General features: G+C 55.5%; 24 protein-coding genes. 15 read left to right on the top strand and 9 right to left on the bottom strand.

Annotation, left to right across the window (positions count from 1 at the left end):
- The first annotated feature begins 217 nt into the window (after positions 1 to 217).
- The 8 genes from MHM85_RS02605 (at position 218) to MHM85_RS02570 (ending at position 9909) form a co-directional block, all read left to right on the top strand.
- The gene (locus tag MHM85_RS02605; protein WP_153842804.1) at positions 218 to 1888 is read left to right on the top strand and encodes a PAS domain-containing methyl-accepting chemotaxis protein; all 1671 of its coding nucleotides are present in this window, start codon (positions 218 to 220) and stop codon (positions 1886 to 1888) included.
- Between the two features lie 156 nt (positions 1889 to 2044).
- Positions 2045 to 2776, top strand: coding sequence for a GntR family transcriptional regulator (locus MHM85_RS02600; protein ID WP_239284462.1), 732 nt, complete (start codon positions 2045 to 2047; stop codon positions 2774 to 2776).
- A gap of 70 nt (positions 2777 to 2846) precedes the next feature.
- Positions 2847 to 3839 (top strand): C4-dicarboxylate TRAP transporter substrate-binding protein, encoded by a 993-nt coding sequence (locus tag MHM85_RS02595; protein ID WP_239284460.1) that lies wholly within the window; start codon positions 2847 to 2849, stop codon positions 3837 to 3839.
- A 103-nt stretch (positions 3840 to 3942) separates the two neighbouring features.
- Positions 3943 to 4437 (top strand): TRAP transporter small permease, encoded by a 495-nt coding sequence (locus tag MHM85_RS02590; RefSeq protein ID WP_139527058.1) that lies wholly within the window; start codon positions 3943 to 3945, stop codon positions 4435 to 4437.
- Positions 4434 to 5723, top strand: a complete 1290-nt coding sequence (locus MHM85_RS02585; protein ID WP_139527059.1) for a TRAP transporter large permease — start codon at positions 4434 to 4436, stop codon at positions 5721 to 5723. Before MHM85_RS02590 ends, MHM85_RS02585 begins: the two co-directional genes overlap by 4 nt.
- A 37-nt stretch (positions 5724 to 5760) precedes the next feature.
- On the top strand, positions 5761 to 7182 hold the full coding sequence (gene uxaC, locus MHM85_RS02580) for a glucuronate isomerase (protein WP_239284458.1): 1422 nt from the start codon (positions 5761 to 5763) through the stop codon (positions 7180 to 7182).
- 30 nt (positions 7183 to 7212) lie between these two features.
- Positions 7213 to 8424 carry a D-mannonate dehydratase ManD gene (manD, locus tag MHM85_RS02575; RefSeq protein ID WP_139527061.1) on the top strand — a complete coding sequence of 404 codons (1212 nt, stop codon included), beginning with the start codon at positions 7213 to 7215 and terminating at the stop codon, positions 8422 to 8424.
- Positions 8425 to 8433: 9 nt separating this feature from the next.
- Positions 8434 to 9909, top strand: coding sequence for a mannitol dehydrogenase family protein (locus tag MHM85_RS02570; protein WP_239284447.1), 1476 nt, complete (start codon positions 8434 to 8436; stop codon positions 9907 to 9909).
- 78 nt (positions 9910 to 9987) lie between these two features.
- Here the strand turns inward: MHM85_RS02570 and MHM85_RS02565 are convergent, their stop codons facing one another.
- The 4 genes from MHM85_RS02565 to MHM85_RS02550 form a co-directional block, all read right to left on the bottom strand.
- The gene (locus MHM85_RS02565) at positions 9988 to 11487 is read right to left on the bottom strand and encodes a sodium:solute symporter family protein (protein WP_139527063.1); all 1500 of its coding nucleotides are present in this window, start codon (positions 11485 to 11487) and stop codon (positions 9988 to 9990) included.
- A 156-nt stretch (positions 11488 to 11643) separates the two neighbouring features.
- Positions 11644 to 12036, bottom strand: coding sequence for a RidA family protein (locus MHM85_RS02560; RefSeq protein WP_139527064.1), 393 nt, complete (start codon positions 12034 to 12036; stop codon positions 11644 to 11646).
- On the bottom strand, positions 12033 to 13511 hold the full coding sequence (locus MHM85_RS02555) for a D-aminoacylase (RefSeq protein ID WP_139527065.1): 1479 nt from the start codon (positions 13509 to 13511) through the stop codon (positions 12033 to 12035). Before MHM85_RS02555 ends, MHM85_RS02560 begins: the two co-directional genes overlap by 4 nt.
- Before the next feature lies 1 nt (position 13512).
- The gene (locus MHM85_RS02550; RefSeq protein WP_239284435.1) at positions 13513 to 14457 is read right to left on the bottom strand and encodes a MurR/RpiR family transcriptional regulator; all 945 of its coding nucleotides are present in this window, start codon (positions 14455 to 14457) and stop codon (positions 13513 to 13515) included.
- A gap of 54 nt (positions 14458 to 14511) precedes the next feature.
- On the opposite strand from MHM85_RS02550, the gene MHM85_RS02545 reads away from it, so the two are divergent.
- The gene (locus MHM85_RS02545; RefSeq protein ID WP_139527066.1) at positions 14512 to 15720 is read left to right on the top strand and encodes an amino acid deaminase; all 1209 of its coding nucleotides are present in this window, start codon (positions 14512 to 14514) and stop codon (positions 15718 to 15720) included.
- Positions 15721 to 15746: 26 nt separating this feature from the next.
- Here the strand turns inward: MHM85_RS02545 and MHM85_RS02540 are convergent, their stop codons facing one another.
- From MHM85_RS02540 to MHM85_RS02525, 4 genes are read right to left on the bottom strand one after another with little or no spacing between them, the layout of a single operon-like run.
- Positions 15747 to 16436, bottom strand: coding sequence for an HAD-IA family hydrolase (locus tag MHM85_RS02540; RefSeq protein WP_239284416.1), 690 nt, complete (start codon positions 16434 to 16436; stop codon positions 15747 to 15749).
- A complete protein-coding gene (locus MHM85_RS02535; protein ID WP_239284406.1) occupies positions 16433 to 17407 on the bottom strand; it encodes a D-glycerate dehydrogenase in 975 nt (324 codons plus the stop codon). The genes MHM85_RS02540 and MHM85_RS02535 overlap by 4 nt, the downstream gene beginning before the upstream one ends.
- A gap of 33 nt (positions 17408 to 17440) precedes the next feature.
- Positions 17441 to 18418 carry a sugar kinase gene (locus MHM85_RS02530; protein ID WP_139527069.1) on the bottom strand — a complete coding sequence of 326 codons (978 nt, stop codon included), beginning with the start codon at positions 18416 to 18418 and terminating at the stop codon, positions 17441 to 17443.
- 40 nt (positions 18419 to 18458) lie between these two features.
- Positions 18459 to 19493, bottom strand: a complete 1035-nt coding sequence (locus MHM85_RS02525; RefSeq protein WP_239284395.1) for a substrate-binding domain-containing protein — start codon at positions 19491 to 19493, stop codon at positions 18459 to 18461.
- 207 nt (positions 19494 to 19700) lie between these two features.
- Here MHM85_RS02525 and MHM85_RS02520 point away from each other — a divergent pair, with 207 nt between their 5' ends.
- Both MHM85_RS02520 and MHM85_RS02515 read left to right on the top strand, forming a co-directional pair.
- Positions 19701 to 20519, top strand: coding sequence for a methyltransferase domain-containing protein (locus MHM85_RS02520; RefSeq protein ID WP_239284385.1), 819 nt, complete (start codon positions 19701 to 19703; stop codon positions 20517 to 20519).
- On the top strand, positions 20516 to 21505 hold the full coding sequence (locus MHM85_RS02515) for a methyltransferase (protein ID WP_239284368.1): 990 nt from the start codon (positions 20516 to 20518) through the stop codon (positions 21503 to 21505). The genes MHM85_RS02520 and MHM85_RS02515 overlap by 4 nt, the downstream gene beginning before the upstream one ends.
- Positions 21506 to 21523: 18 nt before the next feature.
- On the opposite strand, the gene greB is transcribed toward MHM85_RS02515, so the two are convergent.
- Entirely contained in the window at positions 21524 to 22066 is a 543-nt protein-coding gene (greB, locus tag MHM85_RS02510) for a transcription elongation factor GreB (protein WP_153842807.1), read from the bottom strand.
- A gap of 197 nt (positions 22067 to 22263) precedes the next feature.
- On the opposite strand from greB, the gene MHM85_RS02505 reads away from it, so the two are divergent.
- The 4 genes from MHM85_RS02505 to MHM85_RS02490 all read left to right on the top strand — a co-directional run bounded on the left by MHM85_RS02505 (position 22264) and on the right by MHM85_RS02490 (position 24895).
- Positions 22264 to 22908, top strand: a complete 645-nt coding sequence (locus MHM85_RS02505; RefSeq protein ID WP_139527074.1) for a TRAP transporter TatT component family protein — start codon at positions 22264 to 22266, stop codon at positions 22906 to 22908.
- Positions 22909 to 23014: 106 nt separating this feature from the next.
- On the top strand, positions 23015 to 23665 hold the full coding sequence (locus MHM85_RS02500) for an NUDIX domain-containing protein (RefSeq protein WP_239284348.1): 651 nt from the start codon (positions 23015 to 23017) through the stop codon (positions 23663 to 23665).
- Positions 23666 to 23674: 9 nt separating this feature from the next.
- On the top strand, positions 23675 to 24121 hold the full coding sequence (locus MHM85_RS02495) for a DUF1249 domain-containing protein (protein WP_239284336.1): 447 nt from the start codon (positions 23675 to 23677) through the stop codon (positions 24119 to 24121).
- 39 nt (positions 24122 to 24160) lie between these two features.
- Positions 24161 to 24895, top strand: a complete 735-nt coding sequence (locus MHM85_RS02490; protein WP_219861169.1) for a phosphodiesterase — start codon at positions 24161 to 24163, stop codon at positions 24893 to 24895.
- Positions 24896 to 24932: the final 37 nt, after the last annotated feature.

Raw genomic sequence — 24932 nt, 5'->3', positions numbered from 1 at the left:
GGGGGAAGTGTGTCTGAACGACGGGAAGTGGTTAAAAAGTAGGCAGTTTAAACCGTGCCAATAGGTTTTTAGTAGCATTACGTCTTGGGTAAGATACTTGCTGAGGTGCTATGAGAAATCCGGGCTAGGTAACTACCGTTACTTTTTTTAGCGTCTGAGCCATAGTACGCCTACTGGGCTTGCAGGTGTAAAAAGTATTCTCCCAAAGGGGGTGGCAATGCGTAATAACGGCTATGTATCACAAACGAATTATCCGATTGAACCCGATGACTTCTTAATCTCCCGCACGGATATCAACGGCTATATTACGTATGCCAACCCGCGCTTTATCGAGGTGAGCGGCTTCGCCATCGAAGAGTTGATGAATGAACCGCACAACGTCGTTCGGCATCCGGATATGCCGCCCGAGGTGTACCGGGATATGTGGGCAACCCTGAGAGAAGGGCTCTCTTGGCAAGGATACGTCAAAAATCGCCGTAAAAACGGCGACCACTACTGGGTGCACGCCAATGTCGTGCCCGTCGTCGATAAAGGCGAGCTACAAGGCTACGCGTCGCTTCGCTCTTATGCGGGTGAAGAGAAGGCGCGCTATTTCGATCACCTGTATCGTCAAATGCGTGAAAACAACTGCCCCTACTATTTAAAGCGCGGCAAACTCAAGCGCAAAGGGTTGCGCGGCAAGTTGCCATCGTTTCAGTGGGAGGGAGTGAAGGCGCGCGTCGTTCTGTCGTCTTTGGCGAGCGTAGTGCTACTGGGGGGTGGCTTGTGGATCACGCAACGCTTTTCTCTCGAGAGCTGGTCTTTGGCTGTGCTTGCCCTAGTGCTGGCAAGTGCGATCTGGTCGGTGAACGCGTTGCTGCTAGGCTCCTTGAGTCGTTCGGTCGCATCGCTGAAAGACATTGCGCTGCAGCTGGCAGCGGGCAACTTGAACACGGTGATTCCTTCCACTCGCCGCCAATCGCTTCGTCAAACGCTTGAGGCACTTCAGCTCATGCGCCGCTCGCTGCTCTCTACCGCCAGTGATATTCAGCGCAATATGGACACCATTGGCCCGGTGGTGAGCCAAATTCTAAGCAATAACGCCAACATGGCGGATCGCCTGGAACAGCAAGCCTCCGCGGTACAAGAGACGGCTGCCAGCATGGAGGAGATTTCCAGCACCGTGCGTCAAAGCGCCTCGAATGCGCAGCTTGCGAGCAAGGCGGCCGATACCAACCTCGCCGAAGTGGGCAACGCGTCGCGCCTGACAGACGAGTTGGCTCAGGCCATGGACGCGTTGACCAAGCAGTCCGAACGGATGAAACACATGGTGCAAGCCATCGATGCCATCGCGTTTCAAACCAATATTCTGGCTCTCAATGCGTCGGTGGAAGCGGCGCGTGCTGGCGAACACGGACGTGGCTTTGCGGTAGTGGCCCAAGAGGTGCGAAAGCTCTCCAATCAGACCGCTGAAGCGGCCAAAGAAGTGCAGCGCATGATCGTGGACACCAATCAAAGCGTGCTGGAAAGCGCGTCTCATACGCGAGAAACGCAAGCGGCGACCCAACGTATCCGACATGCCAGTCAGCGGGTCAACGACCTGATGGCAGAGATTAGCCGAGCGGCCAGCGAGCAGAGCGACGGCGTTGCCCAAGTAGGACTAGCCATTGCCGAGATCGACAGCACGACCCAAGCCAGCGCCTCGGATATGGAGAGCTACCGGCGGGTGGCAGATACCCTCAGTGGGGAAGCCGCCGCTCTGACCAACAGCGTCAACGCCTTCAGAACCTCACAAGGCGCGCAGCCTTTGCCAGCGCTACGCCGCTCGCAGCCGCTTGGGCTCCATCAGTCCGCCGCCAAAGTGCTGCCCTCCAAGCAGTCGTCAGCGGGTGAGTGGGAGCAGTTCTGAGGTCTGAAAGAGAGTGACATACAGCTGAATAAGTAGTTTTTTATGTGAGAAGTTGCTTAGTCGACTAAAGGCTAATTCATTTAGCCTTTTTTTATTTCATCCATACTACCATACTAGTTGTATCAGTTGGCGTGCATAAGCACTTTCTGGAGTAACATGAAGACAGATTTGCAAGGGATGTGGCAGAGGGAAGGTAGTGATGTTTCGGTGCGCCAACGTCTCTATAACGTATTGCGGCAAGCGATTATTCGCATGGTGCTGGCACCGGGGCAGGCGCTTTCTGAAAAGGAGATTGCGGATTTATTCGCTGTCAGTCGCCAGCCCGTGAGAGAGGCGTTTATCCGCCTCTCAGAGGCAGGGTTGGTTGAAGTGCGCCCTCAACGAGGCACGTATGTGGTGGGCATTTCCCGACAGGCGGTTCTGGAAGCACGCTTTATCCGCGAGTCATTGGAGGTCGCCATTACGCTGGAAGCCGCCAAGGGGGCACTTACTGAAAGTGTGCTAATGGAGCTTAACGAACTGATTGAGCGCCAGCGCAGCTGTATTGAGCGCCAGGACCATGACCGCTTCTTTTTTCTTGATGAGATGTTTCATCGCACATTGGCCTTTTCCACAGGACAAATCATGGCATGGAACGTCATCGAAGATGTGAAGGCGCAATTGGACCGGGTACGTTATTTGAGTATTCCTGACTCTACACCGATCCCTAAGTTAGCCGATCAGCATCAGGCAATCGTCGATGCAATAGCGGCTTCAGATAGTGACGCCGCCGAGAAGGCGATGAGTGTTCATCAGCGTGAAATCCTGAATTCGTTGCCTGAACTTGAGCGTCGTTTCCCCGATTTATTTGCAGGAGTGGGATTGGCTGCTCCAGCACGTTCCACATAAACACAGCCATATAAACCAGATGAATGATTGCCCTGCATGACGTAGTTCCAGCCGTAATGCTGGTGAAAAAATGACCAATAATAATTATCTTGAGGAGTTGAAGATGAAACTCGCACGGTTACTCCCAGCGATTGCGCTGGTTGTCGCAAGTCAAACTGCACACGCTGCTTACCAGCTCAATGTCTCTATCGCATTGAGCCCCCAAGATCCTATCGCACAGGCTTTGCAGAGCGCTCAGCAAAGTATTGAAGAGCGTTCTGATGGTGAGCTGACGATCCAGATTTTCCCGAATAGCCAGTTGGGCTCCGATGAAGATGTCGTAGAGCAAATCCGCAGTGGTGCCAATATCGCTATTCTCATTGATGCTGGCCGTTTATCGGAATATCAACCAGAGCTTGGCATCTTAAGTGCTCCTTACTTGGTTGAAGACTCGCGTGATTACGCTCAAATAACCGCGTCGCCGCTGTATCAGGAGTGGGTGGAAGGGTTGGCAGGCGTGAGTGGCCTTCGTCTACTTAATTACAACTGGTTCCAGGGGTCGCGGCAGATGCTGACTCAGAATGAAGTCAAGGCACCTGACGACTTGAATGGCGTACGTGTACGAACAATCAACTCCCCAGTATGGGTAAAAACAATTGAAGCCATGGGGGCAACCGCCACTCCCTTGCCCTGGTCGGAAGTTTACTCTGCGCTTCAATTAGGCTCCATTGATGGCGCAGAAGCACAATTAACTGCTGCCGAAGGCCAAAACCTCCATGAAGTGATTACGAATGTGGCATTAACGAATCATATTCATTTAATGACGGGGATCGCCACTTCTGATCAGTGGTATCAAACTTTGCCTGAAGAGCTACGCACTATTCTCGATGAAGAACTCTTAAAGGCGGGTGACGCGGCGAGTCAAGCCACCATAGAAGCACAGGCCGCTGTGCGGGAGAGGATGGAAGCTGAAGGCGTCACATTTACCGATGTAGATATCGATCTATTCCGGGAGCGCGTTGGCAGCGTCTATGAAGAGTTAGGCTACGACCAATATCGCAAGCAACTGCTCTCTGGAGAATGAGTCTCCGCTCCTGCCCGTATTGGTTCTCTGGGCAGGAGCTTTCCCCTTTTCTCTTTGCTATTAACCCCACCATCCATATGCCCTATGGGGCGAGGAATGCTGTATGTGGCATTGGTACGATAAAGGTGAGGAGTGGTTAGCCATCTTGCTGCTCGGAGGTACCTCTCTCACGATGTTTATTAGCTCAACCGCTAGAGCCGTCGGAAGTCCCTTCGCCGGTGGTGCTGAATTGGCGCAATTCCTGTTTATCTGGACTGCCGTGTTAGGTGCCGACATCACGCTACGTCACGGTGGTCAGGTGCGCATTGACGCGCTGGTTATTCGGTTACCCGCTAAGTTGCAATTCATGATTACCAGTTTGTGTATTGCGATGATGCTGCTCTTTTTAGTTCTTCTTGCTTGGTATGGCTTTGGTTTAGCCACCTCAAACTGGCAGCGCCCAATGGGAGTGGCGGGGCTAAGTTATGGTTATATCACTTTGGCGCTTCCGATTGGTGCTTTGCTTATGATGGTTTCATTGGTACGTCGCATATCCGCTAATGGTGTTATGGGTAGCTTGATGGCTGACGATGACGACATGGTGGAGGAGTCGCTATGACAGCCGCGCTATTACTGGTTTTTGGCCTGTTTCTTATGGCCATTGGCATGCCTGTCGCATTTGCTATTGGAATTGCGGGCTTTTCTTACTTTTTGCTACCTGAAACATTCTTGCCAACGAGTATCGCTGTGCAGCGAGTCGTCTCTTCGACACAGTCTTTTCCGCTCTTGGCCGTTCCGTTGTTTATTTTTATCGGCCACTTAATGAATGCCAGTGGCATTACCCCTCGCTTAGTTCATCTCTCTACCCTGTTGGCGGGGTGGATGAGCGGCGGTTTGGCGCAGGCAAGCATTGTGCTGAGCACGTTGATGGGTGGGGTGTCAGGCTCCGCAGTGGCCGATGCCGCTATGCAGTCCCGTGTGTTGGGGAAAAGCATGATCAAGGGTGGCTACTCTTCTGGATTTACAGGGGCGGTGCTGTCTATCGGTGGCTTAATTACGGCGACGATTCCACCCAGCATCGGTTTGATTCTGTATGGCTACCTTGGGGAAGTCTCGATAGGGCGACTCTTCATAGCCGGGTTGGTCCCCGGTTTTTTATTGATGGTTGCGTTAATGGTGACTACTTACATTATGGCCAAACGACGCGGCTATCAGCCCGTTAGAGAGCACTTGCCTACTGGCTCAGAAGTCTTGAAGGCACTGCGTAGTAGTATCTGGGCCATACTCTTCCCCGTGTGGCTGTTGGTAGGTATCCGTTATGGATTGTTTACACCTTCCGAAGCAGGTGCGTTTGCCGTTGCTTATGCGCTGTTAGTAGGGTGTGTTATCCATCAGGTGATGGGGGTGAACGAAATCCTGAATGCCATGCGTGCCAGCGTGCGAGATATTGGCATGATTATGCTCATTATTATGTTCTCGGGCATTATCGGTTATGTCGTTTCTTTTGAAAGAGTCCCGCAAACAATCGCTGAATTAACCCTTGGCGTGTTCTCCAGCCATATCACCTTACTGCTTACCGTGTCGTTGCTGCTGGTCTTTTTAGGCATGCTGCTTGAGGCTACTGTTGTGGTGATGTTGCTGACCCCCATTTTAGTACCGGTTATTAAAGCGGCTGGTATTGATCCTGTTCATTTCGGGCTGCTTATGATGACACTGGTCACTTTCGGCGGCATGACACCCCCGGTCGGTATTTCGATGTATACCGTATGCGGCATTTTACGCTGCTCGTTTTATGAGTATAGCCGTGAACTACTGCCTTTCGCTTTTGCGGTCTTCGTAGTGGTTCTGGGTATTCTTTTCTTCCCGGATATTGTTCTGTTTTTGCCCAACTTGTTACTTGGGTAGAAGTTCCTATGAATGTCTCAATGACCCAGGAGTAACGATGAAGTTTAACGACCAAATTGAGTTCATAGGTGCAGATTTTTTATTGGAAAATGAAGCTGCCCGACGGCTCTATCATGAACATGCTGCTGTCATGCCGATTTGCGACTATCACTCGCACTTGGACCCACTTGAAATAGTTAACGACGTTCAATTTGATAACTTGACCCAACTTTGGCTCAAGGGCGATCACTATAAATGGCGAGCCATGCGGTGCGCGGGTGTCGCAGAGCAGCTTATTACCGGGAATGTCAGTGATCGGGAGCGCTTTCAAGCATGGGCAGAAACCGTGCCGGATTGCTTGGGCAATCCTCTCTATCATTGGACCCACCTTGAATTGCGCGAGCCACTGGGGATCAACGATGTGCTTCTTTCGGCAGAAACGGCGGAGGAAGTGTGGCAGACCTCGCAGCAGCGGTTGGCAACGCCTCAGCTCAGTGCTCAAGGGATCTTAAAGCGCTTCAACGTACGTACCATTTGTACCACGGATGACCCCACCGACAGCTTGGCCGACCACCAACGGCATGCAACCAGTGGCGCTGGCCCAACCATGCTGCCTACTTTCCGTGCCGACTTGGTACTCAAGATTGAGCAACCGGGTTTTATCGATTATCTGGCAAAGCTCGAAGCGGCCAGCGGCCTGACCATTCAGCGCTTCGATGATTTATTGGCAGCTCTTTACCAACGATTGGAACATTTCGAGGGGGCAGGGTGCTGCCTTTCCGATCACAGCTTAGAAAAGCCAGTGTTTGTCGTACCACCTGCCGCCCATGCGCTTGATCGTATTCTGGAGCGAAGAAAGGGCGGGGAGGCGCTGAGCAGTGATGACGCCCACGGTTTTACCACGGCTGTTCTGTTATGGCTGGGCAAGGAGTATGCCCGACGGGGCTGGGTCATGCAGCTCCACATTGGTGCCTTGCGTGACTTAAGCCAGCGGGGGCGACGTGAGATAGGAGCGAACAGCGGCTTCGATGCCATTGGTGATACTACCTATGCCGAACCCTTGGCGGCGCTGTTGGACGCGCTCGATCAGGAACATCAGCTTCCACGTACCGTACTTTATAACCTCAACCCACGGGACAACGAGATGTTGGCGGGTCTTGCCGGTTCTTTTCAGGGGGATGGCATTCCCGGCAAGGTTCAATTTGGCGCTGCCTGGTGGTTTAACGACCAGCGTGATGGCATGGAGCGGCAGTTAACGACCCAGATGCAGTTTGGTTTGTTGCGTCACTTCGTTGGCATGCTGACAGACTCACGCAGTCTTTTGTCCTTTTCCAGGCATGACTATTTCCGGCGTATTTTTTGCCAGATGCTGGGGGCTCAGATGATGCGTGGTGAGCTACCTAGCGACGTGGATCGAGTCGGGGAAATGGTGCGCGCCGTTTGTTATGACAATGTGCAGCGCTACCTCTTTGAGCGTTGATTACCTTTTACTCTTCGTAATGGAATAATGATGATTATAAGTGACGCTTATTTAATTGTTACGTCACCAGGACGTAACTTTGTAACACTCAAAATTATTACTGAATCCGGTGTTTACGGTATTGGTGACGCGACGCTGAATGGGCGTGAGCTGGCAGTGGTGGCTTACCTGGAAGAGCATGTTCTACCGGCGCTGATTGGCCGTGATGCAAGCCGAATTGAAGATATATGGCACTTTCTTTATCGCGGTGCTTACTGGCGGCGTGGGCCTGTCACTATGTCGGCCATCGCGGCGGTGGACTTGGCTCTTTGGGATATCAAGGCCAAGGTGGCAGGGTTGCCGCTCTATCAGTTACTGGGTGGGAAAAGCCGTGAGCGAGTGATGACCTATGCTCACTGTACTGGCAAGGATATTGATGCTTGTCTCAGTGAGGTAGAGAAACATGTGAAGCTGGGCTATCGCGCGGTCAGAGTGCAAGCAGGTGTCCCGGGTATTCCTACCACGTACGGCGTGACCAAGAAGGACGGAGAGCGCTATGAGCCCGCCGATGCAGAATTGCCCAGTGAGAATGTCTGGAGTACCGAAAAGTATTTGAACCACGTGCCCAAGCTATTCGAGGCCGTGCGGGAGCAGTTCGGTGCCGACATCCATGTCCTGCACGACGTTCACCACCGTTTGACGCCCATTGAAGCCGCGCGTCTAGCGAAGGAAGTAGAACCCTACCATCTGTTTTGGCTGGAAGATTGTGTGCCAGCAGAGAATCAAGAAAGCTTTCGGCTCATTCGCCAGCACTCAACCACGCCGTTAGCAGTGGGGGAGGTGTTCAATTCAATTCATGACTATCGCGAGTTGTTGGAAGCACAGCTGATTGACTATATTCGTACGCCGCTGAGTCATGGCGGTGGCATTACCCACATGCGCAGAATCGCTGATCTTGCGTCGCTTTACCATGTCCGTACGGGCTTTCATGGGGCCACGGATCTATCACCGGTATGCCTGGGTGCCGCTATTCATTTCGATACGTGGGTGCCTAATTTCGGTATTCAGGAACATATGCCCCACGAGGCAGTGGTAGATACCGTTTTCTCGCATGATTACCAGTTTGTCGATGGGCACTTCATTGTCGGTGAAACACCGGGGCACGGGGTGGATATTGATGAAACGCTGGCCAAACAATACCCCTATAAACGTGCCAGCCTTCCGGTGAATCGCCTGGAAGATGGTACGTTGTGGCACTGGTAGGAGCTAACGATGCCAAACGTTGAGTCTATATCTGCAGCTCCGCCATCGAGCCAGCTGGCCATTGTTCATCTCGGACTTGGTGCATTTCATCGTGCTCATCAGGCGGTGTACCTAGAGCGCTACCGTCAGCGCAGCGGTGATGTTGGGTGGGGCGTGTGTAGCGCTAATTTGCGTTCCAGTATTGGGCTGGTCGATGATCTTGCTGAGGCAGGGTATCGTTATCATGTAGCGGAGTACGCCAACAGCCAACACCTTACGCTGCGTGAAATCGGGGTGATCGAAGAGACCCTCTTTTCTGGCCGTGATCACGCTGGCGACTGGGGCCGGGATAGGGAAGCGTTACTGGCACGATTGGCCTCTGCAGACACTCGTATCGTTACTTTGACGGTCACCGAAAAGGGCTACTTTCTCAACCCGGCGAGCGGTGAGTTAAGAAGTGATGATTCTATGATCATCGAAGATATCGCCTCTCCGCAACAGCCCCGAACCGCGCCTGGATTGTTGGTGGAAGCGTTAGCGCGGCGGCGTGAGGCGGTGATTCCTCCCTTTACAGTGCTCTCTTGCGACAACATGCCCGACAACGGAACGCGTACACGGCAGGCGGTAGTGCAATTGGCCGAGTACCGCGATCCGACGCTGGCCCGCTGGATTGCCGATGAGGTTGCCTTTCCCTGCAGTATGGTAGATCGCATTGTGCCAGCCATGACGGATACAGACTTTGAGCGTTTGGCGGCGCTGGGAATAGCCGATGCCAATGCCGTGGTGTGTGAAGCCTTCTCCCAGTGGGTGGTTGAAGACCACTTTCCCCAGGGGCGGCCAAGCTGGGAAGCAGAAGGGGTGGAAATGGTGGCCGATGTGGCCCCTTTTGAAACCATGAAGCTGCGCATGTTGAACGGCAGTCATTCACTGCTTGCCTATCTTGGTGCACTGGCAGGCATTGAGACGGTTGTTGACGGTATTCATCAAGCTGAACTGCGCACACTGTTGCGTCGCTACATGCTTGAGGAAGCCGCACCGACACTCGATATGCCCGAGGGTATCGACTTAGTGGCTTATGCCGACTCGCTATTGGCGCGCTTCGCCAATGACAGTTTGCGTCACCGCCTGCAGCAAATTGCCATGGATGGAAGCCAGAAGCTTCCGCAGCGATGGTTGTCGGGTACGCTGGAGCGTGCTGGTACTGGCCAACCCTCACCTTGTGTGGCACTCGGCATGGCGGCCTGGATCCGTTATACCGCAGGTGAAGATCTCCAGGGTAATCGCTATACGGTCGATGACCCGTTGGCCAAACGCTTTGCGCAATTGCATCAGAGGCATGATTCCAGCAGCCGCTCAGACGCAGAGGCGCTGGTAGCCGCCTTCTTAGCCATGGACGATGTCGTGCCCAGCGAACTGGCTAAAAACGATGAGTTCGCGCTGGCGGTGACGGCGGCCTATCAAGCTCTGATCCAGAAGAGCTTTAGCGAGGCTTTAGCGGCGCTATAAGTTCTTTAGTACCAATCAAAGCCCCACGGTTGAGGTGTCAGTTCACAATCGTGGGGCTTTTTTTCAGCTTTTTGGCGGTTAGCGAGTCGTTGAGGTCGCTTCAGCGCCGGTGAGCGTTGGCTCTGGCACTTGCTCCATGCGCTGGCGTTCTTGGTCAAGAATTGCCAGTGCCTGATCAGGGGAGACCTGCGAGGCCGGTGTCAGTAGGCTCACAACGACCCCGGCCACCAGCGCAGCGAGAACGGCAGGGATGCTGGGATTGCCCCAGAAAGCTGTCCAATCGCTGTTGGCGATAATGATCAAGGAAGTGGCGGAGGCACATAGCAGTGTGGCAATGGCACCCTGCCAGTTGTAGCGTGGCCAGAAGCGCCCCAGCATGGCGCTCATAAACAGTCCTGACAGAATCGTCGAGATCATGCGGGTGATGTAGGTAATTACGTTGTCCGAGGCAAGCGCGAACAGCAGTGCTAAACCAATGGTGGCTACCAGGGCGATCCGTGAGAAGCGCACCACGTTGCGGGCTGACGGGGTGCGGCCCGTGGCGAGTACATAGAGGTCTCGGATCAGCGTGGACACACCGGCGATGGCGTCGGAGCTTGCGCTCGACATGGTCGCAGAGAGGCCTGCTACCAACAGCAGTAGCCCCAATCCTAATGGCATGATTTCCGTCGCCAGGAAGGGAAAGGCGTAGTTGCTATTCTCAAGCCCTGGATTGAGAGCGTGGGTGGCCATACCGATAATGGCAGGAATGATTGAGAACCCGAGATAAAGAACACCCGTGATCAAGAACGAACGACGTACCGAACCGACGGATTCGCCGGAATAGATCCGCTGCCGAAACGAAGGCGTGGCCAGCACGCCAATCGCAATGACAGCGGCTAGAGACAATGCCGGCAGTGCACCAATCTGACCAATGCCTAGAAAACTGATGGCACCTGCGTCCATACCTGCAGTAAGCCCTGAGAAACCGCCCACTTCCACCAGTGCCAGCGCGGCCATCAAAATAAAGCCTGCAAAGAGCACGATGGCTTGAATGGTGTCGGTCCAGATGACCGCAAAGTAGCCGCCCACCACGCAGTAAATGCCAAAGCCCAGTGCCACCAGAATACGTGCCGTGGTCAGGTCGATACCCGCCATCCAGGAGAGGTACAGGCCACCGCCAAGAATATGGGCACCGAGCCAGCCAATGCAGGCGATATAGATGAGAAGCGCAACAATGTTACGCACTAACCGATTCGCGCCAACGTAATAGGCCAGCTCTTCACTCATCGTCATGAAGCGAAGTTTACGCACAGGGGCAAAGCAGACGGCGAGTAGAAGCACCCCAATGGCACCACCGATACCGTAGAGCGCCCCCGCCCAGCCATTTGCATAACCAAAGCCAACGGCCCCCATGCTGGAACCGGTACCCACCATTGTGGCGACCGTGGTGCCCACGGTGAGAAATAGGGGAACACTTCGCCCGCCAAGCAAAAAGTCGTCACCGCTGCCACGTTTATGTCGTGACACCCACCATCCAAAGACGATCATGGCGATAATATAGAGCACAAAGGCGGCAAGGAATATTTGACTGTTCATGGTAACCTCTTATCGTTGTTTATCCGGCCGTTGCCGCGGCCGATAGGTAGGCAATGGAAGCGATTGCCGCGGGACTTTTATCGTGATCAAGCGGCAATCTGGCGCCGCACCCTTGCCGGGGTGCGGCTCTTTTTTGAGGTGCTGCTGTTGCGGTGCCTAGACGCGATCAGCTCGGTAACACTTCACATCGACTTCTACTTTGCAATCCACGACTAAGTCTTGAACGCTGCAAATACGAGCCGGTGGGTTGTCGCCGAATATTTCTTTGAAGACCTTGTTGAAAGACGTGAAATAGCGGGCATCGGTCAACACCGTAGTGACATGCACAACGTCTTCGACGCCATATCCTGCCTCTTGCATGATGGCCAAGCAGTTATCGAAGGCGAGGCGGGTCTGCTCAACAATGCCGCCCTCCACGACTTCACCATCGGTCATAGGGGTTTGTCCTGATACGTATAGCCAACCACCGGCCTCGACAGCGCGGGCAAACGGCAGTTTTTGACCGCCAGTACCTACACCGCCTTCAGTTCCATAACGTGTGATGCTCATGATATTGACTCCTGATTGGATGGTATTACTTGGGAAATACGCTCAGTGCGGCGCAGCATTCGCCCTGAACGCTGATCGGTGATAGACCCCTGGTAATAGGCGAGCTGGCCGTTTACCACGACCAACTCGATGCCTTTTGCAGCCGCAATCGGGGTTTCGTAGTTCGCTGTATCTTCCAGGACTGCAAGGTCGAAGAGGGTAAGGTCGGCATAGGCACCGACCTGGACGATACCTCGATCCGTCAGTCCAAAATTGGCGGCTGAAAGGCTGGTCATCTTGCGTACCGCTTCTGCCAGCGGTATCAAATTTAAATCGCGGCTGTAATGGGCAAGCACCCGAGGGAAGGCTCCCCAGAGCCTAGGGTGGGGGTGCGGGTCGTTCGGTAGGCCATCCGATCCCACCATGGAAAGCGGATGCGCCAACACCTGCTGCATATCCGCTTCGCTCATGTTGTGGTAAACCGCCCCTGCTGGCTGTAACCGTCTGGCTGCTTCCAGCAGCGATACTTCCCACTCAGCGGCGATCTCTTTTAAAGGACGCCGTGCCTGCTCCGGGTGCGGTTTCGACCAAGTAATGGTGATCTCTATCTCATCCGTCACTTGCCCGAGGTCCAGGGTCGAAGAGCCAGCCGTATAAGGGTAACAATCACAGTGAGCATGCTGGTGCTGGGCGGCCATTTCCAACTTGCTCAGTGCCTTTCCTGCTCCTCCCCAGTTACCTGCGCCTGCACATTTCAAATGCGAGATCACGAGTGGTACCTGGCCTGCGCGAGCAGTGGCAAATGCTTCGTCCATCGCGTCCAGCAAGCCTGCAAATTCATCGCGAAGATGGGTGGTATAGACGCCACCCGAATACCCAACGGCAGCCACCAAAGGGGCCATCTCCGAAGTTGGCGCGTGTATCGCGTTACGATAGGCAAGCCCGGAGCTCAGGCCTAAAGCACCTTCATCAAGTGCCTGACGAAGCAGCACTTCCATGGCAGCGATTTCATCGTTACTGGCAGGGCGGTCAAAGCTATCCATGACTTGGCTGCGCAGGCTGGTATGCCCAACTAGGGCAGCAACATTGATACTGGGCCGTGCGATATCGACGGCCGAGGCGTAGTCAGCGAAGCTTGGATAGCGGAAGTCTTCGGCGCTACCCAGTAAGTTCATCGGATCGGGGACGTCAGCAGTGAGAGTGACCGGGCTGACGCTTATTCCGCAATTACCGACGACCACGGTGGTGACGCCTTGGGTCAGCTTTGGCAGCATTTCTGGAGTGCGAATGACGTTGGTATCGTCATGGGTGTGGACATCGATAAAACCGGGTGCCAGATAGCGCTCGTCAGCCTCAATGGTGGTCGTAGCGGTGGCATAAGGCATCTTGCCAATGGCGCAGATACGCTCACCTTGGATAGCGACATCGGCCAGGAAAGGTGGGGCACCGGAGCCATCAAGCACGTTGGCGTTACGGATCAGCAGATCGTAAACCATATTAATCTCCTAAGGGCTGGCGGTTATCACCACCACGATGGTCGTCCAGGCTGAGCTTGAGCCGACGCAGCTTAGTCCGCGAACGTTCGCGATGGCGCATGGCAAGCTCCAGGGCTAGCACATCAATGACGGCGAGCATGGCGTAGCGTGATGCAGAGGGATGGTAGATGAAGTCAGTTTCGCGGGAGGTGATGGGCAGCACGATGTCGGAAGTGTTGGCGAGTGGTGAGTTCAACGCTGTAATGGCAATCACTTTAGCACCGTACTGCTTGGCAATCTGCGCCGACTCCACCATCTCTGGGGTGTAGCCGGTGACTGAGAGCACAACGACGACATCATCTGGATCAAGGGTAGAAGCCACCATGCGGGGCAACAGCGCTTGAGGATAGGCGCTGATCGCATAGCCCAGGCGGACAAGGCGAAACTGTAGCTCTTGAGAGAGTGTGCTTGAACCACCTCCAGAGCCGAAAACTAGTATCTGGCGTGCGTTATCCAGCTGTTCAACTGCCCCCGCTACATCGGCCTGAGCCAGCAGGTCACGGTTGAGTGCAAGGGTCTGTGTGGCGATGTCGTAAACCACGCTGGAACTGTCTTCAGGTGTTGCTTCCTGGATGAAACGCCTTCCGGCTGCCAGCGCCCGGGTCAGGCGCGTTTTCAAATCACGCACATTGGCGCAACCGATGGCACGTGCAAAACGCGTCACGCTGGCATCGCTGACTCCGGCACGTTGGGCAATCTCGCCGATACTCGCCTCGGTAACAAAGTCGATGTCGGCGAAGATCAATTCGGCGACTTTTTTTTCTGCATCGCGAAGAGCTGCAAAGTCAGTGGTAATACGGGACAAAATATCTATTTCTTGGCTCACCGTGGACTCCTGAAGGTTGCCTTGCCTAAAAAGTATGTTAGTTTCTATCTTGATGTCAATAAGTGTGAAAGTATCTAACATTTCGGCCCGTGAGCCGGATGTTTCATTACGCGCAGTGAATGAGGAAATGGGGTCATGCAGCAAGAAGCGTTAACGATAGATAAGGGTGGGGTGGAGATCAGTTCCAATCTGTTGGCTGGTGTTAGCCTGCCTGCAGCGGTGGTGCATGAGACTCCCCTTACACATAACCTGGCGTGGATGCAGCGATTTGCTGAATCCCATGGAGCTCAGTTGGCCCCCCACGGTAAAACCACCATGACCCCAGCGCTTTTCCACCGCCAGCTTCAGGCCGGAGCGTGGGGAATCACTCTGGCAACTGCTGCCCAGTGTCGTGCCGCGTTCAGCAATGGCATTACTCGACTGCTGATGGCTAACCAGTTGGTTGGTCAGGCCAACATGGCCATCATTGCCAGCCTAATCGAGCAAGGGGCGACTTTTTACTGTGTGGTCGATAGCCAAGAGAACGTGCGCCAGTTAGGTCGTTTTTTTGCCGAGCGTGGTTTGACGTTGCCAGTGCTGATTGAAGTAGGCGTGGCAGGCGGGCGGTGTGGGTGCCGTACTCAGGAGCAGATTCTTTCGCTTGCCGAGACGATTACTAATGAGCCAGCGCTGGTGTTGGCTGGGCTGGAGGGCTATGAAGGTGTCGTGCACGGGGATAATCCTGAGGAGGGCATCCGCGCTTACGCTAACTATCTTGTGGAAGTGGCGGTAGCGCTTGAAGCTGCTCAACGCTTTGCAGCACCTGCCCCGATTGTCACTGCTTCAGGATCCGCTTGGTATGACATCATTGCCGAAGCCTTTGACGGTGCGCCGCTACATGAGCATTTTACGCCTGTATTGCGGCCGGGGTGCTATGTGGTGCATGACCATGGATTGTATCGCGAGGCGCAGTCCGCCGTATTTAGTCGTCGGCCCGATTTGCAGCAGGGGCTCGAGCCCGCCCTTGAAGTCTTTGCCCAGGTGCAGTCGCTTCCCGAGCCTGGTCTTGCCATTATTGCGCTAGGCAAGCGCGATATTGGCCATGATCAGATGCCGATTGCCCTGCGTCGATATCGGGAGGCTGGTACCCCCGCGCAACTGCTATCGGTCACTGGCTGGGAGGTGACGAAAATCATGGATCAGCACACATTCGTGCGTCTGCCTAACGATGCTCAGGACGTTGAGGTGGGAGACATCGTGGCGTTTGGTGCCTCCCACCCCTGTCTGACGTTCGATAAATGGCGGCAACTATTATTAGTTGATGATGCTTTGAATGTGAAAGAACGCTTGGCGACCTGCTTTTAAACGCGATTCGGGTCGCCACGTATGCGCTAGGTGTTGATAGTTGTCATTAGCTCCCCAATGACCGCTGGCAGCTCGTTGGCGTGGTGGATACCCACCGCGCCCTCGGGCGTGCTCTCCTCGTTGGGAAAGTGGTTGAGGTGGATAACCTGCATACCTGCCGCCAAGCCTGCTTCTACGCCCACCGCCGCATCATCAATCACAATGCAGTGCTGTGGAACAAACCCCATGGCAGCTGCTGCTTTACGGTACAACTCTGGGTCTGGCTTCCAGACATTGAGGGTGTAAGCGCTGAATAACTGGCCTTGAAAGTGGTTTTCCAGCTGTGTGCTTTCTAGCGCGCAGCGGATTTTTCGCTCAGGGCCGTTAGACACCACTGCTTTGGGGTAGCTCTTTAACTGCGCGAGCGCATCCGGTATGCCTGGGATGGCCATCAATTCGGCGCGCATGCGTGCTTCCATACGAGTCCGCATTCCTGCCTCAAGCTGGTTAAGCGCTTCCTCTGTTAACTTGTGGAAGCGATGCTCCAAAATGTGAACGATGGTATGGAAGCGCACGCCACGAAACTCCTCCATATACTGCTGTGACGAGAAGGGAAGGCCAAACTCAGGAAAGATCTCACCCATTACGTCAGCAAGAAGTATTTCGCTATCCACTAGGGTGCCGTCGCAGTCGAATAGAAGGCAGAAGTGCGAGGGTGTGCTGTGGCCTGAACTCATTGATTTACCTCTTCGTTCACAAGGCTGATCGGCGGCTCACCCTGCAGTGCTAAACGGATATTATCGACCGCACGCTGGGCCATGGCGTCACGGGTTTCATGGGTGGCAGAGCCGATGTGAGGGAGGGCGACCACATTAGCCATGTGAGGCAGTGGCGATGAAGTGGAGAGTGGCTCCTGCTCAAAGACATCCAGGCCTGCGGCTTTGATCACCCCGTTTTCTAGGGCATTGATCAAGGCGCTTTCATCGACCACCTTGCCACGCGCAATATTGATAAAAATAGCGGTACGCTTCATCAGCGCGAACTGTTGGGCACCGATCAGTCGTTCAGTGTCGGCGGTCAATGGAACGGTCACGCAGACAAAATCAGCTTCGGCCAGTAATGCGTCCAGTTCACGGCGTTCAGCACTTAGCTCTCGTTCGACGTCGGGCTTGGGTGAAGCGTTGGAGTAGAGGACCTTCATATCAAAACCCAGAGCAGCGCGTCTAGCAACGGCTTGCCCTATGCGGCCAAAACCCACCATGCCCAGCGTTTTGCCGTGCACGTCGCTGCCATAGAGCGAAGGGCCAATACTGGCCTCCCACTGACCGGCTTTGACCCACTCTGCTAACTCAACGACCCGCCTTGCGGTGGCCATGATCAGGGTAAAGCCAGTATCAGCGGTGGTTTCGGTGAGTACATCGGGTGTATTGCACAGCATGATGCCGCGACGGGTCAGTTCATCGACAGGAATGTTGTCGTAACCCACCGATATAGTCGAGATGACTTCAAGCTTGGGCGCTGCATCCAGTAATTCGGGGGTAATCGCAAGGCCAGAACCGATAATGCCATGGACTTCTGCTAGGTGATGGCGATTTGTCGGAGTGTCCAGCGGCATCGCTTTAGATAGCTGGGTGACTTCAAATAGATGCTCAAGGGTGGCTAACTGAACGGCACTGAGTTGGCCTTGCACGAGTAGGCGTTTTTTCATTGTTATCTCCTTGGATAGTGTAAGTCGTTGGTATTAAAATTTTTGTTCTGCTTCTAACGCTTGAAGTCGTGAGCGGTGGGGTAGGCCTTCCATATCACCAATGACTTGAATGGCTTGCGCTCCAATGAGATTGCCACGTTGGGCGGCTTGGCGGGCCGAGCAACCGTCGAGCAGCGCGCTGATGACACCCACCGCGAAGCCATCGCCTGCGCCTACGGTGTCGACCACTTCCGCGACATGGCAGCCTTCAACGGTAAAGCTTTCCTCGTAGCCGGCTAGGGTGCCGCGGTAGTAGCTGCCTTCTGGCCCCAGCTTGATGATGACCGCTGAAGCGCCTTGATCCAGATAGTAACCTGCTATGTCGTAGGGCGTTTTCTGACCAGTAAGGAGTTGGCCTTCCGATAACCCGGGAAGCACCCAGTCAGCTAGTGAGACAAGTTCATTAAGCGTGTCGCGCATCTTCGTTTCACTGGGCCATAGGGAAGGGCGCAGGTTCGGATCAAAGGAGATCGTGGCCCCCCGAAGGTGCGCCTGCTCCATGATATGACGGGTTAGCTGGCAGGCGCTGTCTGAAAGGGCGGGTGTGATGCCGGTGGCATGGACATGCTGGAGTGCATCAAAATCTACGCCGTCGACATCGTTAGAAGAAAGATGGCTGGCGGCGCTGCCGCGTCTGAAATAGGTAACTTTGGGGTCGGCTCCTCCGCTGGCGCGCTCTTTGAATAGCAGGCCGGTAGGGTGCTGGGAGTCGGTATGGATATGTCGGCCATCGATACCTTCGGCTTCAAGTGCTTGGCGAATAAACTGACCAAAACCGTCATTGCCTACCCGGCTTAACCAACTGACATGGAAGCCCAACCGAGCAAGGCCAATCGCGACGTTATTATCCGCACCCGCCAAACGGCGCTGAAAATGCTCAATATCCGCCAGGGTTCCTGTGGTGTCTGCCACAAACATTGCCATGGCTTCGCCAAAAGTAAGTACGCTGGGTGAAGAAACAGAGTGTGTCATTAGTAGCCTCAAAACTTGTTTGATAGTGGCGGTGTCGTTATTAGGGGGACAAGTGAGCAGAGGGGCCTATCAACTGAGTGCTGCCCCGTGGAATAAGTACTGGCGGGTGATGGTGCTGCACTTCCTTCGCGGCCTTGGAAGGGAGGGTTTGATTGAGTAGGTAAGTGACTGCCGCGCTGCCGATTGCATCGGTTGGCTGGGCGAGAGTAGTGATGCCTGGGGGTACCAGTTCGCACCAGTCGAGCTCATCTATACCTATCAACCCTACCTCTCCCATGGCGATCTCTAAATGTTGAAAGCAGCGCGTCATGGCAAGCGTGGCATTGCCATTGGCACACAGCACGGCACAGGAGACCCCCCGGTTTTTTTGGATTAAGTCGCTCAGTGCCGGGGTCGTCTCTTGCTCGTCAAGGCTGGTTAATATGGCGCTATCCAGCCCTAACGAGGCACTTTGCTGTTGGTAGCGTTGCAGGCGCTCTTGACGGGCGCTGGCTTGCTCTGGGGCCTCACTAACGTAAAGCACGCAGCGATAGCCCTGATGGGATAGGTGGTTAAGTGCCATATCAATGGCAAGCGCATTATCAAGGCCAATCACCGGGGCGTTGATTTTGCCTACTTCACGGTCGATCAATACCAGCGGTAAGCCACTGTGCATAATGGTCTGCAGTAGTTGTTGAGGTTGTCCCGCTGCGTTTACAACCAGCCCCTCTACCTGGTAGGCCGCCAGAGAAGCCAAATGGCGTTGCTCTAGGGCGGGGTCGTTATCCGTATTGCAGACAATCAGTGCATAGCCGTGTTTACGTGCCGCCACTTCGACACCGTGGACGATGGCCACGGAAAAGGGGTTACGTATATCGGCTACCAGCATGCCTAAAAGCCTGGAGCCGCCGCCTTTTAGCCCACGTGCGATTAAATTGGGCTGATAGTGGAGAGCATCAGCGGCCTGCTTGATGCGCGTTTGAAGGGCAGGCGAGAGTTTGTGGCGTTCCGGCCCAAAATAGCGGGAAACACTCGTTTTTGAGGTGTTCGCTACATTAGCGACTTCGATTAGCGTAGCGCGAGAAGTAGGCGGCATAGATGATTTGATGGCTCTTTTTACAATGGTAACGTTCCCATTTTGATTTTTACACTAATCACTCCTGGCAAGAAAGGCAATAGACCGAGTGAAGGATCCGCCAGCTCGCTGCCTGATGGGTATGGCTTGGCGAGCGTTAACGATACAAGCAGGGTAAACTACGCGGCTTTGATATTGCGCTCGTTGTGATCATTCAGGCCTACATGCATGCACCCGACCTACGAATTAACCGACGCTGGCGACCGCTACTTTGATGGCTTGGCAGATAAGTTCTCTCGCTCGCTCTACCAAGCACCCCGGGGCGAGCTGCGCCTCGCGATGTTGGACTATCTGCTGCCGCAAATGCTGCGCTTGACGGCCCAGCCCGTGCTGGATGTTGGCGGTGGGTTGGGGCAGCTCTCCGGCTGGTTTGCCGCACGTGGTCACACGGTCACCATGGCGGAGCCTTCCCACGATATGCTGTCCCACGCCAAGGCGTGGCACGCTGAGCAAGAGGCCGCTGTGGCGTGGCCACCGGGGCAGCTTTGCTATGTGGAGGCTCCTCTACAGGCGCTGCCCAGCCAAGCACCTGGTCCTTGGCCGCTGATCGCCTGTCACGCGGTGTTGGAGTGGTTAGGCAATCCCGAGCAAGCGCTGAACACCCTCGCAACGCTGCTTGCTCCCGGTGGTCAACTGAGTCTGATGGTGTTCAACCGCGACGCGCTGCGCTTTTCCAACGTGGTGAAGGGCAACTATCAAAAAGCCTTGAGCGATCAGTTGGAAGGTAAAGGCAAGCGCCAGCGCTTAACGCCGATTACCCCCGTTACCCATGACGAGATTGGCCAGTGGGTGAGTCAGAACGGCTTACGTATCGAGAGTGTCGCGGGTATCCGTATTTTTCAGGATTACGTGCGTCAGGCGCCTGAGAAGGCAAGCGATCAAGCAGCGTTGCTGGCGCTTGAAAAGCAGTATTGCCAGCAAGACCCCCATTGGCGTTTAGGCCGCTATTTGCTTTATACCGTTACCAAACCCGAGGCTGATGTATGAGTGCTCAACTGCCTACTTGCCAGCTGCTGGAACGTTACTACGGGCAGGCCGCTCGGCTATGGCCTGTCGCGCCTCCAGACGATACGTGGCTGTTAAACCACTCCGCCGCGATGGTGAGTGACAATGTTGCCCTGCGGGAGCAGTGGCAGACCAGTGCGCGTCAAGCCATGAGTCCTTTCGCGCCGTTCGACTGCCTACCCGACGGTCAGGTGGTGCTGTTTTGGCCCAAAGCCCATCAGCTAGGCAAATGGTGGCTGGCGTGGCTCTGCCACGTGCTGCCTGACGATACGCCGGTCGATATCGTGGGCGAGCATCAAGGGGGCATCAAACGCGTGCCTAAGATACTGGATGAGCTGGGCATGGCGTGCGACAAGCTCGATAACGCCCGCCGCTGCACGCTGTTTGCCAGCCGCACGGTGAACATGGCAGCGCCTGAGAGCGCCTGGCAAACCTTTGACGCCCTGGATATGCGTTTGGTCAGCCACCCAGGCGTGTTTGGTCACGGCAAAGTCGACGAGGGAACGCAGCTTCTGCTGCAGGCCCTGGAGAAAGCGCTGCCGAAAAAAACGCTAAAAGTGCTTGATATGGGCTGTGGCGACGGCATCATCAGCGCGTGGCTCGCCAAACGCGGGCATGCGGTCACGGCTGTCGACGTCAGCGCCTTCGCCGCCGAAGCCTGCCGACGAACGCTGCGTGAGAACGCGCTGGAGGGCAGGGTGCTGGAGAGCGACGTTTACTCGGCGTTGGACTGCGAGCGATTCGATGTCATCGTGAGTAACCCGCCGTTTCACCAGGAGCGAGACATCAGCTATGGCCCCAGCTCGCGCTTGATCGATCAAGCGGTAGAGCACCTCCAGGCAAAAGGGCAGTTGTGGCTGGTGGCCAATGCGTTTCTGCCCTATCCGGAGCGATTACAGCGCGCGCTGGGCGAGTTCGAGACGCTGTCGGACAACCGGCGTTTCCGGGTGTATCGCGCCGTCAACTAGTCGTCTTTGGCGTCGAGCTCATGGGCCGCTTGGCGTATCGTAGTGAATGGCCGTCACGGTATAGAACGTTTCGCCGTTGGGAGTCAGCACCGTGACGTCGTCATCGACCTCTTTGCCCAACAGTGCCTTTGCCATGGGCGCGTCGATGCTGATCCAGCGCTTTTGCGTATCGAGCTCGTCGTGGCCGACGATGCGAATCTGAAGTGTTGCTCCCTCGTCGTCCTCCAGACTCACGTAGGCCCCAAAAAAGACCTTGTCGGTATTGGCGGGCAGCCGGTCCACTACCTGCAACTCGTCGAGCCGCTTGGTGAGATAGCGGATGCGCGCAATGACCCGGTTGAGTTCCTTCTTGTTATAGGTGTAATCCGCATTTTCGCTGCGGTCACCCAGCGCGGCGGCTTCGCCCACTTTGGCGGATAGCGCCGGGCGCTTTACCCGTGAAAGGTGATCGAGAATGCCGCGCAGTCGGGCGGCCCCTTCGGCGGTGATCAAATTGCTTTTGGGCGCTTGGCGTGGGTCTTTCGCCGGATCCCGCCAGCGGGTCATGTTGCGACCTTTCATACGTCCATCGTCTCCTTGTACGCCCAAACGGGCGCTTCTGCGGGTAGCCATAAGCTTACGTCGAGGGGGTGTTTTATAACAACGTCGTGAATGTCTGGCGAATCATTCAAACGTTCGTTACATTGTCTAGGTAAGCTATCGTTGGGCCTGAAGGCCCCGATGAAAAAGCCGCTACAACAACAAACCTGGAGGTTTCCATGCGCGCTATTCCCTTTTCCCGCTTGTTGATCGCCGCCGCCCTGGGCAGCACGCTGGCGCTGGCCCCCTTGAGTGCATCGGCGTTCGAGGGGGAGGTCTTTTCACTCAAGAACCGTTGGGAGCACACGGTGACGCAAATGCCCGCGAATCAGCGGGAAGACACGCTGAAAGCGCTCGCCAGCGAAGCCGAGCAGCTCGCCAACCAGTATCCCAATGAGGCCGAGGTGCTGATTTGGCAGGGTATTGTGCTGGCCTCCTACGCGCGTGAACGCGGTGGATTGGGCGCGCTGGGGACGGCCGGTGACGCCCGCGACGTGTTGGAGCGCGCCATCGAGATCGACCCCACGGGAGGCAACGGCTCGGCCTATGTCACGCTGGGTGCTTTATATGACCGAGCCCCAGGCCGCCCGCTGGGATTTGGTAACAGCGATACTGCCGAGCGCATGTTCCAGCGCGCGCTGGAGCTGCGCCCGGACGGCATCGATGTCAACTACTACTACGCGGCGTTTTTAAAAGAAGAGGGCAACACCCCAGCGGCGCGCGAGCATGCCCAGCGCGCGGTGAACGGCACGGCCCGAGAGAATCGCCAGGTGTCCGATGAGGCGCTGCGCCGTGAGGCCGAGGCGTTGCTTGGTCAGCTATGAAATGATGTACCTTTTCCCCTGAACCCTACGCGCGGTTAATCACCGCATTGGCATTCCCGGTGAGCAGCATTGATAATAGGACGATTGTGAACACCGGGAGTGCCGTATGGGCCCTACGCTTGGTCGTGAGGATGTCGATCTCATCCAACGCGATACCCTCTATCAAGGTTTCTTTCGCCTGGAAGCGCTGGAGCTGCGCCATCGCTTGTTCGAGGGTGGCTGGAGCAAAGCCATGCGCCGCGAAGTGCATCACCGCCACGATGCGGTCGGTGTGCTTTTGTACGATCCACACCGTGACGCGCTGGTGCTAGTCGAGCAGTTTCGCGCCGGGGCGATCGATGACCCCGCCTCTCCGTGGAAATTAGAATTCGTCGCGGGTCTCGTGGATAAAGAGGAATCCCTGGAGGACGTTGCCCGCCGCGAAGCGGTGGAAGAGGCCGGCTGCCAAGTAGGGCAACTGACCAAATTGCACACCTACTACCCTAGCCCCGGCGCCTGCAACGAGCGTGTGACGCTGTTTTGCGGCCTGGTGGATACCCAAGGGCTAGGCGGTGTGTATGGCGTGGACGATGAGCACGAAGACATCCGCGTGCATATCGTCACGTTTACTCGTGCTTGGGAACTCCTAGAGCAGGGAAGACTCGACAACGCCATGTCGTTGATTGGGCTGCATTGGCTGGCGGGGCAGCGGGCATCGCTGCGTGCCGCCTCGCAACGCGCCGCCCTCTCGACGACGGACGCCAAGCGAACCCAGTAAGGAGTCATCATGGCAAGAGCCGCCTACGTTACCGATTTAAAAACCCTGCAGGGCGAATGCAGCGCGAACTATTTGCGCCTGTTGCGTCTGGTGGGGGATATGGAGAGCGGTCAGCGCCGTGATATCGCCCTGCGTGGCGACCACCAGCACTTTGGCGATCTGCATCTCACCATTCTTCAGCAAGCGCCCTATACCACGCTGGTGGAAGTGACCCAGAGCGGGCCACTGGATAGCGTCTTCGAAGGGCCGCGCATGCGGGTACATCTCTATCATGATGTGCGTATGGCGGAGGTCATCGATTTTCAGCGCGAACGCCACTTCAGCGGCCGCTACCGCTATCCCAACGCCCGTATGCACCAGCCGGACGAGAAGCTTCAGCTCAATTGCTTCCTAGGCGAATGGTTGGCCCACGGCCTTGCCCATGGGCATGCTGTGGACATACCCGAACTACGTTAATTCACGTCGTACACGATTCAGGTCAAGGGAGCCAGGTGAATGCGGCTTATCCAAATCACCGATTCACACTTACATGCAGATAAGCGGGCGCGCTCCCGCGCGGGAATTCCGTGGCAGCAGTTCCAGCGCGTATTGGAAGCCGTTGCTGCCGAGCGACCCGACGTCGTCGTGTTCACAGGGGATGTCAGCCAAGACGAAACTGCCGCGTCCTATGCCCACGCCCGAGAAGCGCTGAGTGCGCTGCCCTGTCCGTGGTTTTGGATACCGGGTAACCATGATCAGCTAGAGCTGATGAGTGCCGAGCAGCCGCTGCTCGACGAAGTGGATTTGGATCAGTGGCGCTTACTGTTGCTCGATACCCAGGTCGTCGGCAAGCCCCACGGCGAGTTAGGGAGCGATACCCTGAGCGCGCTGGCAGAGCGGCTCGAGCAAGACGATCGCCCGACAATGATTGCCATGCACCACCCGCCGGTGGATGTGGGGGCTGCCTGGATGGATGCCATCGGCCTGCAAGACCGCGAGGCGTTTTGGCAGCTGTTGAGTGCTTACCCGCAGGTCAAGATGATTCTGTTTGGCCATGCCCATCAAGCCTATGCGCAGTTTCATCCAGTGGCAGGCAGTGATATCGGGGTCTACGGCTGCCCGGCCATGTCAGACCAGTTTCTGCCGGGCGCAGAGGCGTTTGCCATCGATGAAGCGTCGCGCCCTGGCTATCGTATCGTCGATATTCACGGCCATGAGTGGCAGACCTGGGTGGAGCGCGTCGCCGTCTAGCGTCTGTTAGGCATTATAGTTCTAAAAAGATAGTTAT

It is taken from the genome of Halomonas sp. McD50-4, assembly GCF_022348135.1.
Classification (GTDB): domain Bacteria; phylum Pseudomonadota; class Gammaproteobacteria; order Pseudomonadales; family Halomonadaceae; genus Vreelandella; species Vreelandella piezotolerans.
Note: the sequence above shows the minus strand (reverse complement) of the source record. Positions and strands in the feature narration are given on the sequence as shown.